The sequence below is a fragment of the Bradyrhizobium sp. ISRA436 genome, from assembly GCF_029910015.1.
GTDB lineage: Bacteria > Pseudomonadota > Alphaproteobacteria > Rhizobiales > Xanthobacteraceae > Bradyrhizobium.
The window spans coordinates 5,145,198-5,163,089 of record NZ_CP094519.1 but is presented as its reverse complement, the minus strand read 5'-3'; the positions used below and the strand labels follow the sequence as shown (position 1 = coordinate 5,163,089).

The 17,892-nt window shown below is 61.8% G+C and carries 9 protein-coding genes; 3 read left to right on the top strand and 6 right to left on the bottom strand.

Going from position 1 to position 17,892, the window contains the following annotated elements; genetic code table 11:
* Positions 1-342 precede the first annotated feature (342 nt).
* Positions 343-906, top strand: a complete 564-nt coding sequence (locus MTX23_RS24200) for a DUF3617 family protein (protein WP_280972679.1) — start codon at positions 343-345, stop codon at positions 904-906.
* Positions 907-1,205: 299 nt separating this feature from the next.
* Complete coding sequence (locus MTX23_RS24195; RefSeq protein ID WP_280972678.1) at positions 1,206-1,766, top strand: hypothetical protein; 561 nt, start codon at positions 1,206-1,208, stop codon at positions 1,764-1,766.
* Between the two features lie 80 nt (positions 1,767-1,846).
* On the opposite strand, the gene MTX23_RS24190 is transcribed toward MTX23_RS24195, so the two are convergent.
* A complete protein-coding gene (locus tag MTX23_RS24190) occupies positions 1,847-2,278 on the bottom strand; it encodes a hypothetical protein (protein ID WP_280972677.1) in 432 nt (143 codons plus the stop codon).
* A 235-nt stretch (positions 2,279-2,513) separates the two neighbouring features.
* On the opposite strand from MTX23_RS24190, the gene MTX23_RS24185 reads away from it, so the two are divergent.
* Complete coding sequence (locus tag MTX23_RS24185; RefSeq protein ID WP_280972676.1) at positions 2,514-10,442, top strand: DUF5801 repeats-in-toxin domain-containing protein; 7,929 nt, start codon at positions 2,514-2,516, stop codon at positions 10,440-10,442.
* 79 nt (positions 10,443-10,521) lie between these two features.
* Here the strand turns inward: MTX23_RS24185 and MTX23_RS24180 are convergent, their stop codons facing one another.
* The 5 genes from MTX23_RS24180 to MTX23_RS24160 all read right to left on the bottom strand — a co-directional run bounded on the left by MTX23_RS24180 (position 10,522) and on the right by MTX23_RS24160 (position 17,877).
* Entirely contained in the window at positions 10,522-11,448 is a 927-nt protein-coding gene (locus MTX23_RS24180; RefSeq protein ID WP_280972675.1) for a transglutaminase-like cysteine peptidase, read from the bottom strand.
* 301 nt (positions 11,449-11,749) lie between these two features.
* Positions 11,750-13,000 carry an HlyD family type I secretion periplasmic adaptor subunit gene (locus MTX23_RS24175; RefSeq protein WP_280972674.1) on the bottom strand — a complete coding sequence of 417 codons (1,251 nt, stop codon included), beginning with the start codon at positions 12,998-13,000 and terminating at the stop codon, positions 11,750-11,752.
* A 12-nt stretch (positions 13,001-13,012) separates the two neighbouring features.
* Complete coding sequence (locus MTX23_RS24170) at positions 13,013-15,214, bottom strand: type I secretion system permease/ATPase (RefSeq protein WP_280978167.1); 2,202 nt, start codon at positions 15,212-15,214, stop codon at positions 13,013-13,015.
* Positions 15,215-15,440: 226 nt separating this feature from the next.
* On the bottom strand, positions 15,441-17,141 hold the full coding sequence (locus MTX23_RS24165) for a TolC family outer membrane protein (RefSeq protein WP_280972673.1): 1,701 nt from the start codon (positions 17,139-17,141) through the stop codon (positions 15,441-15,443).
* Positions 17,142-17,418: 277 nt separating this feature from the next.
* Positions 17,419-17,877, bottom strand: a complete 459-nt coding sequence (locus MTX23_RS24160) for a hypothetical protein (RefSeq protein WP_280972672.1) — start codon at positions 17,875-17,877, stop codon at positions 17,419-17,421.
* Positions 17,878-17,892: the final 15 nt, after the last annotated feature.

The following is a 17,892-nucleotide window of genomic DNA, read 5'->3' as shown; positions in this document are numbered from 1 at the left end:
ACCGGAAGCATACCGGCGGCTGGTCCGGTGTGGGCCTCAGACACGGCCCGGTGACTAACCCTCGGCTTTGTGGAGCTGATCTTGGCGCGGCAACTAGAATCGCTGTGATATTGGGCTGCAACGGCGGGTCTGGAGCCTTTGGCCAGAGCGGCCAAGTGTTGCAACTTTGCTGCAGTGAATCGGAATTAGATCTGCACCAGTATCACTGCGACGCCGCGCCTTTACTCGCCACAATTGGCCTGCAACTGGTGAGCGGATACCGAATCTTCTTCGTGGGGACTTCTTTAAAAGATTGGTCCGAACTGCGTCGCACGCGGTTCGGAATACAATTTGGGGGTGGGAATGATCTTCCGGAATGGCATCGCATGTACGCTGCTGACGTTGACGATCGTCGCGGCGCTATCGGCTGAGGCTCACGCACAGACGCCATCTCTTCGTCGGCCGCAGAACGCCAAGGAAATCGCGGTTCGCTCCAGTCAAGACGATCAATCCTTCTCTGGCCCCAGCTTCCGCAAGGGCTTGTGGCGCTTTGTTAGAACGCTCGATGTCGTGAGAGGCCTCAACAAGAACGTGAAGTCTCGGATCATCGACAAGGAGATGACGCGCTGCGTCGACCCAACCCAAGCGATGAAGGCTACCTTCTCGTCGGGATCTGTCGGAAGCTGCGTCTCGGACAAGCCTGAAAAGGTTGGCAACAAATATACATTCGGGCACCGGTGCGACTACATGGGCGCGGTCAGCACGGTCATCACTGTGCGCAGCGATGAGGCCTATACCGAGCTGAACGAAGTCACGACCGGTGAGCATCCCAAAACCGACCTGGTGGTGGCGACGAGGATCGGCGATTGCGATGACGGCGTGGCGGTCAATTCGGAAGAGTCGCCCCCATCGCACCTGGACCACTAGCCCGGGGATCTGCCCGACAATCAGCCGTCAGGTCGTCGTTTAAGAGGGGGCGGCCGCAAGGTTCTGGGCCGCTCCTTTGGGACGAGAGTTTCTTCGGCCTGCCGCGAGACGCCGTGCGGCCGGTGTCGTTCCTCGCTCATCCGACGCCAGAGTTCGACCGTGGAGAAACTTTAGCCGTGCGGCAAGCATTTACCTCAACTTAACACGAAGTGGCATGGAATGATGCCGTACCAAAGCAAGTGCAGGCTTCGATCCGGAGCCGCGCAGCCCCCGCAGTGCAGCCGATAGGGAATCGATAAATGATCTCCGGTGACGGCTTCGGGCAGTCGAAGATTTTCGCACGCTCCCTTTGCGCCACGATCGCTTTGTCGGTGTCCTTGCTTGCCTCGCACGGCGCGGCGGCGGACGAGAGCTTTGGCGGACCGACCTTTCGAAAGGGGATGTGGCGTTTCGTGCGGACGTTGGAAATCGTCACATCCTCAAACGTTCGGCAAAAGCTGCTTGAGCGCGAGATGACCCGATGCGTCGATCCAACTCAGGCGATGAAAGCTACGTTCGCATCCCCTTCCGTTGGAAGCTGTCATTCTTCGAAGCCGGAGAAGATCAGCAACAAGTACATCTTTTCCAACAGATGCGACTATATGGGGCCGGTCAGCACCGTCATTACGGTTCTCAGCGACGAAGCCTACACCGAAGTCAACAAAATCAATGTTGGTCAGGCACCGAGGACCGACCGGGTGGTCGCCCGCCGAATCAGCGATTGCCATGAGGGCAGTGCTTCGCCTGGCCAGCCGACGGCCGAACGAGGAGACGTCTCGCAAGGGCGTCAACTGGAGCTGGACGAGGGCGAGCCGCTCTGACGCGGGTGTCTATCGCCCGATCCTTTATCATCAAGGCACACTTGGTTCGGGCTGGGACAATTCCGTCGCTCGTGGCGCGATCAGATTTTTTGCTGCCCCCCTGGGGCACTGACCTTGACGGTAAACTTCTGAATTTCGGTGCGTCCGCCCTGATACTTGACCTCGATGGTCAGGGTGTCATCCCCGACAAACTCGGGCGGCGCCTTGTAGAAGGCGACGTAAGCGGGCACCTCGAGTGCCAGGCAGGCCTTGTAGTTGGTTGCTTTCGCTTTCCCGGACTTGACCACAACCTTTCCGGCGGTCGGCGGTTTGACCAGGCGAATGGTCGGCAGGGGGCCCGACGTGCAGTCAGGCAATACATTGAGGTAAATGCCGATTTGGGTGTCTCGGTTGGCCTGGGTCCGAACTGAACGTTCGATCGTGGTCTCTGAGGCAGCGGGCGTTTGCGCGAATCCGGCGCCCAGAGAGCTCCAGAGCAAGGCTGCGGCACACGCCTGAGAGATCACCCGCATCGACCACTCCAAATCGCCGGACAAGGCAAGCTCGGCCAGGCAGTACACGGCCGGTGGGCCAAGTCGACCTGGCTAAGCCTTTGTTCTTTCAGACCAGGCCTGTCCGATCTTTACCACACTGCGACGGAAAGTATTGATTAACCAAATAGATTTCTTGACCGTGGTTGGGGTTAACAATAGCTTAAATCTAAATTTTTCGACAAGCTTTCCTCTAATCGTTTTTTCGGAGTTGATAATGCAGGGTCAGTTTCAGGTTGCTCAGGCCACCGGCACCGGAAATTCCGCGAATTCCACTCCCGTACGAATCTACAAGCTGACGAAGCCGCTGACCGATCAGGCGGTCATCGTCAATCTTGGATACGACCAGAAGGTGCAGGTCGATTTTTCGTCGATCGCGAACGAAAAAATCACCTTGGTCCACATCGGCGAAAAGCTGATCATCCTGTTCGACAACCAGTCGACCGTGACTGTCGAGCCGTTCTTCGACTCGCGCTCGGATCCACTCAGCAACATCACGGTTGAGATGGCGCCCGGGCGCGACGTCTCGGGCCAAGAGTTTGCAACTCTGTTTCCGATCACCACGGACACCTCCGTGCTGCCGGCAGCCGACAATGGCGGCAACGCGAACGGCAACGCCCAGGCGTCAGGCGCGAATTTCAGTCCGTTTGCGATTGATGCGCTGGATCCTGTGCCCACCAATCAATTGGCGCCGCAGGAGGAGTTGCCCAATTTCACGATCACGCTACCGACAGGCTTTGTGCTCACACAACCGACCGCTCCCGCTCCCACTATTTCCGCAGGCGTTGTGCCGGAGCTTGCGGTGGACGAGAGCTTCCTGTCCGCTGCGACCAACGGTATTGCCGGTTCGGGGCAGCCTCCCGCAGGATCGACGGTGGCATCCGGGTTGGTGCCGTTCACGATCGATGTGCCCGGCGGACAGAAGTCGCTGACCTTTGCGCTGTCGATTAGCTCGCAAGGCGTTGATTCCGGTTTGATCGATTCGCGGACCGGCAACCATGTATTCCTGTTCCTGGAGAACGGTCAGGTCGTTGGCCGGGAAGGGGGGCAGAGCGGCCTCGCTAACTTCACGATCTCGGTGGATGCGGCGGGCAACATTACGCTCACCGATCTGCGCTCCATGCATGAGGGCACCGGCGAGGTAGGAAGCGATATCAACGAAGGTACGCATTTGCCGGCGGGACTTGTGACGCTGACGGCAACGGTGACCGACAATAACAACAACACCGCGAGTGCGAACGTTGATGTCGGCACCCATGTGACGTTCCACGACGACGGCCCGACGATCACGGCATCGGGTAATCTGAACACGCTGTCGGTCGACGAGAGCTTCATCCCGGTGATCGGGTCGGGGCAGGCGCCGGCCGGCTCGTCCACCGACACGGAGAGCTTTGCGGCGGCGTTCACGGTGCATGCCGGTGCGGACGGCCAGCAGTCGCTGACCTATGGGCTGAGCATCACCAACGCGACGACCAACCTGGTCGACTCGGTGACGAACTCCACGGTGCTGCTGAAGCAGGTGAGCGCGACCGAGGTCGACGGCTACGTGACGATCGGCGGCGTCGACACCACGGTGTTCAAGCTGACGGTGAACGGGACCGGCAGCGTGACGATGGAGATCGACCGCGGCGTGAAGGAGGCCTCGGCCGACGCGAACACCGACAGCAACGAGGGCACGACGCTTGGCGCCAACCTGGTGGCGCTGACGGCGACGGTGACCGACAATGACGGCGATACGGCGAGCCAGAAGATCGACCTCGGCCCGCAGATCACGGTGCACGACGACGGTCCGACGATCACGGCATCGGGTAATCTGAACACGCTGTCGGTCGACGAGAGCTTCATCCCGGTGATCGGGTCGGGGCAGGCGCCGGCCGGCTCGTCCACCGACACGGAGAGCTTTGCGGCGGCGTTCACGGTGCATGCCGGTGCGGACGGCCAGCAGTCGCTGACCTATGGGCTGAGCATCACCAACGCGACGACCAACCTGGTCGACTCGGTGACGAACTCCACGGTGCTGCTGAAGCAGGTGAGCGCGACCGAGGTCGACGGCTACGTGACGATCGGCGGCGTCGACACCACGGTGTTCAAGCTGACGGTGAACGGGACCGGCAGCGTGACGATGGAGATCGACCGCGGCGTGAAGGAGGCCTCGGCCGACGCGAACACCGACAGCAACGAGGGCACGACGCTTGGCGCCAACCTGGTGGCGCTGACGGCGACGGTGACCGACAATGACGGCGATACGGCGAGCCAGAAGATCGACCTCGGCCCGCAGATCACGGTGCACGACGACGGTCCGACGATCACGGCATCGGGTAATCTGAACACGCTGTCGGTCGACGAGAGCTTCATCCCGGTGATCGGGTCGGGGCAGGCGCCGGCCGGCTCGTCCACCGACACGGAGAGCTTTGCGGCGGCGTTCACGGTGCATGCCGGTGCGGACGGCCAGCAGTCGCTGACCTATGGGCTGAGCATCACCAACGCGACGACCAACCTGGTCGACTCGGTGACGAACTCCACGGTGCTGCTGAAGCAGGTGAGCGCGACCGAGGTCGACGGCTACGTGACGATCGGCGGCGTCGACACCACGGTGTTCAAGCTGACGGTGAACGGGACCGGCAGCGTGACGATGGAGATCGACCGCGGCGTGAAGGAGGCCTCGGCCGACGCGAACACCGACAGCAACGAGGGCACGACGCTTGGCGCCAACCTGGTGGCGCTGACGGCGACGGTGACCGACAATGACGGCGATACGGCGAGCCAGAAGATCGACCTCGGCCCGCAGATCACGGTGCACGACGACGGTCCGACGATCACGGCATCGGGTAATCTGAACACGCTGTCGGTCGACGAGAGCTTCATCCCGGTGATCGGGTCGGGGCAGGCGCCGGCCGGCTCGTCCACCGACACGGAGAGCTTTGCGGCGGCGTTCACGGTGCATGCCGGTGCGGACGGCCAGCAGTCGCTGACCTATGGGCTGAGCATCACCAACGCGACGACCAACCTGGTCGACTCGGTGACGAACTCCACGGTGCTGCTGAAGCAGGTGAGCGCGACCGAGGTCGACGGCTACGTGACGATCGGCGGCGTCGACACCACGGTGTTCAAGCTGACGGTGAACGGGACCGGCAGCGTGACGATGGAGATCGACCGCGGCGTGAAGGAGGCCTCGGCCGACGCGAACACCGACAGCAACGAGGGCACGACGCTTGGCGCCAACCTGGTGGCGCTGACGGCGACGGTGACCGACAATGACGGCGATACGGCGAGCCAGAAGATCGACCTCGGCCCGCAGATCACGGTGCACGACGACGGTCCGACGATCACGGCATCGGGTAATCTGAACACGCTGTCGGTCGACGAGAGCTTCATCCCGGTGATCGGGTCGGGGCAGGCGCCGGCCGGCTCGTCCACCGACACGGAGAGCTTTGCGGCGGCGTTCACGGTGCATGCCGGTGCGGACGGCCAGCAGTCGCTGACCTATGGGCTGAGCATCACCAACGCGACGACCAACCTGGTCGACTCGGTGACGAACTCCACGGTGCTGCTGAAGCAGGTGAGCGCGACCGAGGTCGACGGCTACGTGACGATCGGCGGCGTCGACACCACGGTGTTCAAGCTGACGGTGAACGGGACCGGCAGCGTGACGATGGAGATCGACCGCGGCGTGAAGGAGGCCTCGGCCGACGCGAACACCGACAGCAACGAGGGCACGACGCTTGGCGCCAACCTGGTGGCGCTGACGGCGACGGTGACCGACAATGACGGCGATACGGCGAGCCAGAAGATCGACCTCGGCCCGCAGATCACGGTGCACGACGACGGTCCGACGATCACGGCATCGGGTAATCTGAACACGCTGTCGGTCGACGAGAGCTTCATCCCGGTGATCGGGTCGGGGCAGGCGCCGGCCGGCTCGTCCACCGACACGGAGAGCTTTGCGGCGGCGTTCACGGTGCATGCCGGTGCGGACGGCCAGCAGTCGCTGACCTATGGGCTGAGCATCACCAACGCGACGACCAACCTGGTCGACTCGGTGACGAACTCCACGGTGCTGCTGAAGCAGGTGAGCGCGACCGAGGTCGACGGCTACGTGACGATCGGCGGCGTCGACACCACGGTGTTCAAGCTGACGGTGAACGGGACCGGCAGCGTGACGATGGAGATCGACCGCGGCGTGAAGGAGGCCTCGGCCGACGCGAACACCGACAGCAACGAGGGCACGACGCTTGGCGCCAACCTGGTGGCGCTGACGGCGACGGTGACCGACAATGACGGCGATACGGCGAGCCAGAAGATCGACCTCGGCCCGCAGATCACGGTGCACGACGACGGTCCGACGATCACGGCATCGGGTAATCTGAACACGCTGTCGGTCGACGAGAGCTTCATCCCGGTGATCGGGTCGGGGCAGGCGCCGGCCGGCTCGTCCACCGACACGGAGAGCTTTGCGGCGGCGTTCACGGTGCATGCCGGTGCGGACGGCCAGCAGTCGCTGACCTATGGGCTGAGCATCACCAACGCGACGACCAACCTGGTCGACTCGGTGACGAACTCCACGGTGCTGCTGAAGCAGGTGAGCGCGACCGAGGTCGACGGCTACGTGACGATCGGCGGCGTCGACACCACGGTGTTCAAGCTGACGGTGAACGGGACCGGCAGCGTGACGATGGAGATCGACCGCGGCGTGAAGGAGGCCTCGGCCGACGCGAACACCGACAGCAACGAGGGCACGACGCTTGGCGCCAACCTGGTGGCGCTGACGGCGACGGTGACCGACAATGACGGCGATACGGCGAGCCAGAAGATCGACCTCGGCCCGCAGATCACGGTGCACGACGACGGTCCGACGATCACGGCATCGGGTAATCTGAACACGCTGTCGGTCGACGAGAGCTTCATCCCGGTGATCGGGTCGGGGCAGGCGCCGGCCGGCTCGTCCACCGACACGGAGAGCTTTGCGGCGGCGTTCACGGTGCATGCCGGTGCGGACGGCCAGCAGTCGCTGACCTATGGGCTGAGCATCACCAACGCGACGACCAACCTGGTCGACTCGGTGACGAACTCCACGGTGCTGCTGAAGCAGGTGAGCGCGACCGAGGTCGACGGCTACGTGACGATCGGCGGCGTCGACACCACGGTGTTCAAGCTGACGGTGAACGGGACCGGCAGCGTGACGATGGAGATCGACCGCGGCGTGAAGGAGGCCTCGGCCGACGCGAACACCGACAGCAACGAGGGCACGACGCTTGGCGCCAACCTGGTGGCGCTGACGGCGACGGTGACCGACAATGACGGCGATACGGCGAGCCAGAAGATCGACCTCGGCCCGCAGATCACGGTGCACGACGACGGTCCGACGATCACGGCATCGGGTAATCTGAACACGCTGTCGGTCGACGAGAGCTTCATCCCGGTGATCGGGTCGGGGCAGGCGCCGGCCGGCTCGTCCACCGACACGGAGAGCTTTGCGGCGGCGTTCACGGTGCATGCCGGTGCGGACGGCCAGCAGTCGCTGACCTATGGGCTGAGCATCACCAACGCGACGACCAACCTGGTCGACTCGGTGACGAACTCCACGGTGCTGCTGAAGCAGGTGAGCGCGACCGAGGTCGACGGCTACGTGACGATCGGCGGCGTCGACACCACGGTGTTCAAGCTGACGGTGAACGGGACCGGCAGCGTGACGATGGAGATCGACCGCGGCGTGAAGGAGGCCTCGGCCGACGCGAACACCGACAGCAACGAGGGCACGACGCTTGGCGCCAACCTGGTGGCGCTGACGGCGACGGTGACCGACAATGACGGCGATACGGCGAGCCAGAAGATCGACCTCGGCCCGCAGATCACGGTGCACGACGACGGTCCGACGATCACGGCATCGGGTAATCTGAACACGCTGTCGGTCGACGAGAGCTTCATCCCGGTGATCGGGTCGGGGCAGGCGCCGGCCGGCTCGTCCACCGACACGGAGAGCTTTGCGGCGGCGTTCACGGTGCATGCCGGTGCGGACGGCCAGCAGTCGCTGACCTATGGGCTGAGCATCACCAACGCGACGACCAACCTGGTCGACTCGGTGACGAACTCCACGGTGCTGCTGAAGCAGGTGAGCGCGACCGAGGTCGACGGCTACGTGACGATCGGCGGCGTCGACACCACGGTGTTCAAGCTGACGGTGAACGGGACCGGCAGCGTGACGATGGAGATCGACCGCGGCGTGAAGGAGGCCTCGGCCGACGCGAACACCGACAGCAACGAGGGCACGACGCTTGGCGCCAACCTGGTGGCGCTGACGGCGACGGTGACCGACAATGACGGCGATACGGCGAGCCAGAAGATCGACCTCGGCCCGCAGATCACGGTGCACGACGACGGCCCGACGATCACGGCGATCCAGGATGCGATCATGCCGAACCTGAGCAACACTCAGGTGGACGGTACCTGGCAGCCGATCTTTGGTGCGGACGGACCGAGCCTGACCAACGCGATTGGTGTCGCGCTGACGACAGGAACGATCAATGGAATCACCTACACGCTGACGGATGCACCCGATGTGGGCGGACACGACCTCAAGCAAGTGGTCGTCGACAACGGGACGTCATCGTACACATTCTACGAATATACGACGTACGATCCGGTGACCCATTCGGGGGAAATGTTTGCGTTCACCGATCCGAGCGCGGTAACGCCGTTCTTTGAATTGAACGTGAACATCGATGGGACGTACACGTTCCATCTCGACACCAACACGCTTCAGTCGACAACGACCTTTAACGTGTTGACCCAGATCAATAACGGCCCAGCCGATTACATCACGATCAATGGCGCAACCGTCACTTATGGTAGCGGCAACGATCCGACTTCCGGATTCGACGTGCTTATCGATGGGTACTCGGACACAAATACCAATCCGAACGCGAATAGTGGCGGCGACGGAAACCGTATCTCCAAAGACCAGAATGGTATGGGTCTGCACAACTCCAATCTGGAGACAGGCGAGACGATTTTCTTCAAGTTCGGCGCTCAGCAGAGTGCCTTCAGCCTCGTCGTCGGCAAGGCGACGACAACGAGCGAGCACTTCCTGGTTACGCTGTACGACCAGAACCATAATTTCATCGCAAGCGAGAACGTGGTCCTGCCCGACGGGTCAACGCTGTTGGTCGATGCCGCGCATTGGGGCACGGGCGGAACCGGTGGTACCGGCACGACCAGCGGGGTCTTCGGCAACTTCTATGAGGTGGACATCAAGAACGTCGCCACCGGCGGTTCAGAAGACTCAAGCATCGTCATCACCGGCTTCCAGTTCAACGAGCAGGTGACCGTCGGCAATACAGCTTTGAATTTCAACCTGACCACCACGGATGGTGATGGCGATCACTTCACCAGCTCCGACAATCTGACCGTCTTGCTACAGGGGACTCATACCGGTAGCGGGTACCAACTGACTGGCGCAAACGGTGCGCCGGAGGTTCTCGCCGCCTCGGCTGGCGCTGATACCTTGATCGGCGGTACCGGCGGCGGCGACACTGTCGACTACAGCAACACGACGGGAGGCGTTGGCGTAACGATCAACCTCTCGGCGGAGACGGATACGGTTGCCGCAACTGTCGGTCAGGCAGCGACCGGAGATGTTATCAAGGGTGTCGAGAATATTATCGGAACGCAATACGCCGATATCCTTACCGCGGCTCCAGGTGGAAGCATCCTGATCGGTGGCGGAGGAAATGACACCCTCAACGGCGGCTTCGGGAACGACACGCTGATCGGAGGTGCTGGTGACGACGCGCTGAGCGGCGGTGGCGGCAACAACGTCTTCGTTCTGCAAAGTTCGGGAGGTGGGCACGACAACATCAGCGACTTCTCCGCCCTGGGCGACCAGATCGTTGTCGACGTCGCAAGCCAAAATCTCACGATCGGGACTTCGACCGCGATCACCGCTGGGCAGTTCAACAGCGCTGCTGCGACTGGCGCCGATGAGAATGCGGCGAGTGCCTGGAACGAGAGTAACAGCGCCAACAAGTTCTTCTTCAACAATACGACCGGCGAGCTCTGGTATTCGGCGAATGGCACGGGCAGCGACAAGGTGGATCTTGCTCATCTGAGCACCGGCCTGCCGGCTGCCGCAAATATTCATACGATGTAAGCTGGCTTACTATTGAAGCGAAAATCCGCGGAGTTCACTCCGCGGATTTTTTTATTGGATTTGGTTTGCTCGCGGGTGCCTACATGAACAGTGGCAAGAAGCCCGGGAGGGGGCTTGCTGCATCCGCCGACTCCGCGCCGGTCCACTCGGCGTCGGCCGCATCGGCGGCCGCTGGTGTCGCGTCGAGCCCATCGTCGAGCGGGAGCCGCTTGGCGTAGGGTGCAGCAAACAACTGGACGCCGCGGCCGTTGATCGCAAACATCGGCGTGAAATTGCCGAGCTCGCCATCGTCAATCAGTTCGGAGCGACGGCTGTCTAGGATCAGCCAATGGCCATCCAGGAGCGCGGCCAGCACGGCATGATCCTGGCGGATGGCGCGATCGCGGCCCAGCACCAGGCGCAGATCCTCGCGCGCGAAGCCGGCTTCAATGAGCGCGATGTACTTTGCGATGGCGTAGTCCTCGCAATCGCCCTTGCCGGTCGCAAAGGTGGCGAGCGGTGCGGTCCAGCGGTCGGCCTCGCCGTGCTGGGTGAAGTCACTGACATAGCGGATCGCCTGGTTGACGGCGCGGTTGGCCTCGTCCAACCGGTCGCGTCCGGATTTAAACTTGACCGCGTTGATCAGGCGGAGGAATTGCGCGGCATTGGGCGGGCAGCCGGCGGCATTCTCCCGGCATTGCTCGAGGACGGTGCGCTCCTTTGCCAGGTCGGATTCGAGCCCGCGCCACTTGCGCCAGAGGCCGTTTTCGGGCGCGCGGAAGGTGAATAGGCCAAACGGCTCGGTGCCGACCGGCGGAAGCGGCTTCGCCGCGGGCAATGCGTCGGTCGCAGTATTCGGCGGCGTGAGCGAGGCGGTGCGAATGGCGTTCGGACCGCGGCCGCGCTGCCGGTCGAGCTTGGCCAGGACGGCGGTGATGGTGAAGAAGGTGGCAGGCGGGCGGTTCGGTGCGGCGTCCGAAGCCGGCCCAAGCTCGCCGACGGGTTTGCCGAGAGAGAGCTCGTCCACAGCAAACGCGGAAGGCGCTGCGCAAAGACTTATTGAAAGTGCTGCCACGGCCATGACCGCCGGCGAAGCAAACTTCAGCGACTTCATATGACGTCCCCAATGTCGGGGACCGTCAACGTCTCCGCGTCGATCTGCATCCCCGGTGGTATCGGGGCGCAGACTGGCGTCTTGGCGACTTAAGCGGAGTTAAGCGAGGTGGGCGAGCGAAGGGAATGTCGGAAAGGCAGTCAACCGCAGGTTTGCTCGATCGTTCAAACTTGAACGATCGGCATTGACGGATGGTTAAGAAAACTCCGCAAGCTCAACGCTCGCGGAGCGCCTCATCGCGCAGCAGGCGGGCCGGCTTCACGATATAGTCGAGCACCGATTTCTCGCCGGTCTGGATTTCCACCGTAGTCACCATTCCGGGAATGATCGGAAGCGGATGCTGCTCGGTCCCCAGATGGTTCTTGTCGGTTCGGATCATGACCCGATAGTAGGTCTCCTGCCGGTCGGACCTTTCCGCCTTGTCGTCGACAATTGTGTCCGCGCTGATGCGCTCGACTTTCCCCTTCAGCGATCCATAGACGGAAGAGTCATAGGCGCTGATCTTTACGACTGCATCTTGGTCGGGACGAATGAAGGCGATGTCCTGGGGCCGAATTCGACCTTCCACCAGCAGTGTATCGTCCAGTGGCACGATATCCATGAGGTTAGCCCCCGGTGCGACAACGGCGCCGATAGTGTTGACATTCAACTTGTTAACGATGCCATGGACCGGCGACTTCAGATCCGTGCGGCGCACGCGATCCTGGGCGGATTTGATGTTTTCGTCGAGGACCGCAAGATCGCTGCGTGATTTGGCGAGATCTTCATCGGCCTGTGAGCGGAAGGACGTCGTGATGTTGGCAATCTTCGACTGCGCTTCGGCAAGCTGCCCCTTCATATCAGTTGCCTGCCGATCAAGTCGCAGCATCTCGATTTCGGGCACGACCTTCTGGTCATAGAGCTTGCGCGTAAGGGTCTGCTCCCGCTCCAGCAGTTTGAGGGAGCCGGTGAGGCGGGTGACCTGTTGGTTCAGAACGTCGATGTCCTGCGCGACCTTCTGGGCTCGCATCTTGAACACGCTGGACTCCGTCGCGACAGCGGCTGGAACCATCTTCGCCAGGTCATCCGGGAACGTGATCTCGGTTCGTCCTCTGGCCTCGGCTTCGAGGCGAGCCACGCGGGCGGCCATTGCAGCACGGCGTTCCCGGATTTCGCCAAACTCGGAGGCGAACTTCGTGTCATCGATGCGCATCAGGGACTGCCCTTGCTCCACGATCGCACCTTCCTGAATCAGGATCTCGCCAACGATGCCACCCTCCAGCGATTGAACGGTCTGAATCTGCCGGGACGGCACGACGCGGCCGCTGCCGCGCTTGACCTCACCCAGCACGGCAAAATGCGCCCAGATCACGAATGTTGCGAGTAACGCACAAGACGTCCACAGCAGCATGCGAGAGGTGCGCGGCGTCCGCAGTGCCGCCGCGGCTCGAACGTCATTTGCAAAAGCGAAGTCGGAAGACCCCATGGACAGTGCTCGCTATGCGGATTTCGGTTGAATCGTATTCTCGGGCGACGGGGGAGCGGCGGCGGGCCTTCCTTGCAGGAGGGCGAGCACCTTGTCCCGCGGGCCGTCGGCAACAAGGCGGCCATTGTCAAACAGCAGCAGCCGATCGACCATGTTCAGCAGCGAGAGACGATGGGTTGAAATAATGATGGTCATACGCTCGTCGCGCAAACCCTTAAGGCGCTCAAGGAACTCTTGCTCGCTGCGAATATCAAAGTGCGCGGTCGGTTCGTCGAGGAAGAGCACGCGAGGTTTCCGGATCAGCACGCGAGCCAGGCCGATCGCCTGCTTCTGACCGCCGGACAGGCTGCGGCCGCCTTCCGAGATCGGCATGTCATAGCCCATCGGATGGCCGGCGATGAAGTTCTCCACGCCGGAGAGCCGCGCGGCGAGCAGGATTTCTTCGTCCGTGGCCTCCGGTTTCCCGAGAGCGATATTGTCGCGCAGCTTGCCAAAGAAGAGGTCGGTATCCTGCATCGCGAAGCCGATGCCAGTTCGCAGGTCGGAAGGGTCGTATTGGCGAGAGTCCACGCCATCGACCAGAATGCGACCTTCCTTCGCCTCGTAAAACCCGAGGAGCAACCTGCCCACTGTGGTCTTGCCCGATCCCACCCGGCCGATAATACCGACCTTTTCGCCGCCCTCGATCTTGAAGCTGACCTTATCGAGGGCATTGCCCGGCGCATTTGGATAGGCAAACGATACGTTCTCGAAGGCAATCCGGCCCTCTTCAATCCGCCTTGAAACATACGATCGGTGCGGAGAGCGTTCCCGATCAAGCGACATGATGCGGTCAATCGCTTTGAGGGACGCGATCGTCTGCGTTCCCTTGGTGATCACGTTGGCTATTCCGGCGATCGGTGCAAGAACGCGGCCGGCAAGCATATTCGCAGCGACCAGAGCACCAACCGTCAGCTTGCCGTCAAGGATCAGGAAGATGCCAACGATGACCAGAAGCAGGCTTGTAATCTGCTGGGCCGTGCTCGCGCTCGTCAGCGAGAGTGACGACCAGAAATGAACGTCCTCGCCCGATCGCGCTGTTGCCGCGACCGAGCGCTCCCACAGCGTCTGCATGCGGGCTTCGGCACCGGTCGCGCGGACGGTTTCGAGACCGGACAGCGACTCAACGAGCACCCCATGCCGCGCGGCGGACTCAGCCTGCAGGCGCTTCATCGCGCGATGAAGCGGACGTTGCAGCAGAAAGCCGACCAGCATGACAAGCGGAAGCATGACAAGCGGGATCCAGGCCAAGGGTCCGGCGATGATGTACAGCACCGCAACGAAAAGGATGGCAAACAGCAGGTCAGTCGCTGACACCACACTTCCGGACGTGAAAAATTCGCGCACTGAATCGAAGTCCCGAAGCTGATTGGCGATAATTCCCACGGAGGTCGGCCGTTGCGCCATCCGCACCGCCATGACGTGCTCAAAGATGTTGGCCGCCAGCACGACATCGACGGTCTTTCCGGTCACGTCAATCATGCGACTGCGGACCATGCGGAAAACGAAGTCAAAGACGATGGCGAGACCCATCCCGATCGAAAGGGCGATCAAAGAGGGGATCGCTCCATTGGGGATCACACGGTCATAGACGCTCATCGTAAACAGCGGCGTCGCCAGTGCGAGGATGTTGGTGAGAAAGGCAGCGAGCGCGATATGCCCGTAGCTGCGCCAGTGCGTCTTCACGACCGACCAGAACCAGTGGCTGCTGGGGAGGTCTCCTGCCGCGACGGCCCGCGCGTCGGCCTGGGGAGCGACCCTGACCAGGAATGCGTAGCCGGTATAGTCCGCCGCGATCGCCTTGATTTCGGCTATGCGCGAGGCGCCCGGTGTGGTCGGATCGACGACGTTGATCGTCTTCTTAGCAGGATCCATCCCGAGAAGGATAAGTGCTGTGCCGTTCTTCATGACGAGAACGGCAGGCAGGACCAACGCGGGAATGTCTGAGATGTCGCGTTTGACGGCCTCGGTCTCGAGGCCGGCGCGTCTGGCAGCACGGTCATAGAGCGAAACGGTCAATCGTCCGTCCGTGATCGGAAGACCGCCGAGAAGGGCTTCGCGACTGACGGCGCGGCCGTGGTGAGCCGCGAGATAGGTTAGCGACGCCGTGAGCGGATCATCGCCTAGCGCTCGCGGCCGGCTTTGCGTGGCAGGCTTCGAATTTGGGTTATCCAGCGACGGCGGCTGGCCGGCGTCAACCGCCGGCTTAGGAGCTCGAAATAACAACTTGGAAACCCTTGGTAGCCGAAAGGAAAGCTTCAAAAATCGCGTTCAGTCAGTTCAGCCAGATTACAACAAAGGGCGAACGAAGACACTGAATCTTGCGTTGAGAGTTAATTAAGAAATCGAAAGGGCCCCGTTTCGGGGCCCCTTCGCTAGCGTTAGCCTTGATTCGCGGCCGTTATTGAGCCGAGGTCGGGAAGGCCGACAGCAGCCAATGCGGCTTCGTCGAAGCATAGGAGCTTGCGTTCGACGCTAACGGATCGGCGTAGATGACGTTCGGCCCGTCGGTGGCGCTCTTTTGTTGCGTGGCCCATTCGGGAGCGCCGGACGCAGCCGCAGTTGCCGTCGAGCTGGGCCAGCGGTCTGCGAAACCGCTGTTCCTCGGCTGAGCTTCCGCATAAGCCCTGGCGGGTCGAACCGCAGCAGTGGGTGCCGGAACGGCAACGTGCACCGGCTCGGAGCCAGTCTGCGGCAAGTTCACGCGAAGGGTCGGCAGCGTGTAGCGGGGCAAGCCGTACTGAAGCACATCCACCGGCGCAGCATCGACCGGCGGAGGCGCCTTCAGATATTCGATCAGAGTCCCCATCGCTGCCAGCAGCTGATAATCGGCGAAAACGACGACGCCACGAGCAGAGGTGAGCGAGACCGACGCATTAAAGAATTGGTTCTGCGCGTTCAGCAGATCGATCAGGGAACGCTGACCGAGCTCGTATTCTTTCTGGAAGGCCGCGATGGTCTTTCTGTCTGCCTCAAGCTGGCGCGTTAGAGCTGCAATACGCGTTGCCGTAATTGTACGGGCATTCCACGCCTTGTCGATTGATTCATAAGCGTCGCGCTGCAGCCGGGCGTGGCGCATGGTTGCCTCGGTGTAGCGCTCCGCCTTCTCCGAGCGATTCCAGGCATCCTGGCCGCCGCGGAAGATGTCCCACGACATCACGACCTTGCCGCTGTAGTCCTCATGGGTCACGCTGGGAAGCCCAGGGTTCGTGACGTAAGGGAAGGCGTTGTCGTAGTGGGTTGCGCGTCCCTCGAGATAGAACTTCGGGCCGAACGAGCCGTCGGTAGCCCGAAACGCATGCTTGGCAGCATCGACGTCGGATTGCGCCGCCGCAATCGTTGAATTGAACCGCAGGGTGGTTGCCAAGGCTTCATCGCGGCTGTGCGGCAAGCCTGCGAGCGGGGCCGGGAAACGGAGATTGACCGGCTCGAGGCCGACCACCTTCCGGTACTTTGCCCTGGCATCGTCGAGGCTGCGCTGAAATTCCGCGAGGGCCGCGCGAGCATTCTCAACACGCTCTCGCGATTGCTCCAGGTCGCCTTCGCCGGCTCGGCCACCCGAGAAGCGGGAGTTTACGTTTGCAAAAATCTTCTCGTGGTTGGCGACGTTTTGCTGCGCGAGGCTGACGAGGCGCATGTAGCGCACGACGTCAACGTAAGCTTCGGCCGCGTCAAGCGCCAAGAGTTCGGTGCGCTCCTTGACGCGGGAGGCGGCAGCGTTCACGCGCGCCGTCTGACGCCAGACCTCATGGATCGATGTGAAGCCGTCCCAGAGCAGCTGTCGCACAACCACCGATTCCTGACTGCCGTTCCGCCAGGGACCTGAACCCGCAGTGGGGACCTGCAAGGACGGGCTAATAACGCCCGGCGACTGGTCGAACTTTTCCGGTCCGTAGCTGGCGTCGATGCGCACCTGCGGCAAAAGCGTACTCTGCGTTTGCCTCAGCTCGCTTTCTGTCGCACGCCGGTTCGCCGACGCCTCGCCAACCCCCGGGTTGGTTTGCATGGCCTGGCGCAGTGCGTCGTTGATGGAAAAACCGTCAGCACATGCCGGGCTGGCCGCTAGGCAGAGGCCCGCGATTACGATGTATGCCGGTTTCATTATTCGCCCCTGCTCGCAAAAAAATTAATTGGAATCTACCGAAACCGTAACAAATGAAGGTTCCAGAACCTATGACATTTCGGTCACACAACCGCCCTAAGTGAGGCCAGAGCCGTCATCGGCCTGTGAAAAATAGATCTTTAGATTTTGAATAAAATTCAACCACTTAGAGTGGTATTGCAGATCAATCGCGTCGGGTGCAATTGGCAACATCCTCGCCAAAACAGAAAGGTCGGTTAAGCCGGTCCTAACAGGAGCGGGCCAGCCAGCCATCGGCCTATTGCTCCCGACAGGTCGCAATGTAGGTCGCTACGACAGGAGACTGGGCCTTGTTGTCCGACGACAGGTCTCCAGCGCGGCTGGTCAGCTTGTAGAGCGCATTGCTGCCGAAATAGAATCTGAAGATCTCGGCCGTCGTCTCGTCCATCCGGGTCGCAAAGATCGACCCAGCATCACGTTGGGCGGCCGCGAAGACGTAGGTTGTGAGTTTCGCTCCCTTGCCTTCGGGGGCAACAGACGTTCCCCACGTCACCGAGAATGTCTGGCCATCGACCACAACGGCTGGTCGGACGTTATCCAGATCGTCGTCGATCCACTGGGCGTCGCTCGCTTTGCCTGAAGGGCCTAGTTCGATTCGCTTGCCGCGTGGCGCGTCGCAGGTAAATCGTGCGGCGTGAGCGATCGCTGCAGTGGTCGTGGCCAGGAACAGGAACAGACAACCGACCGATCTCCGCATTGGCTTTCTCCCTGC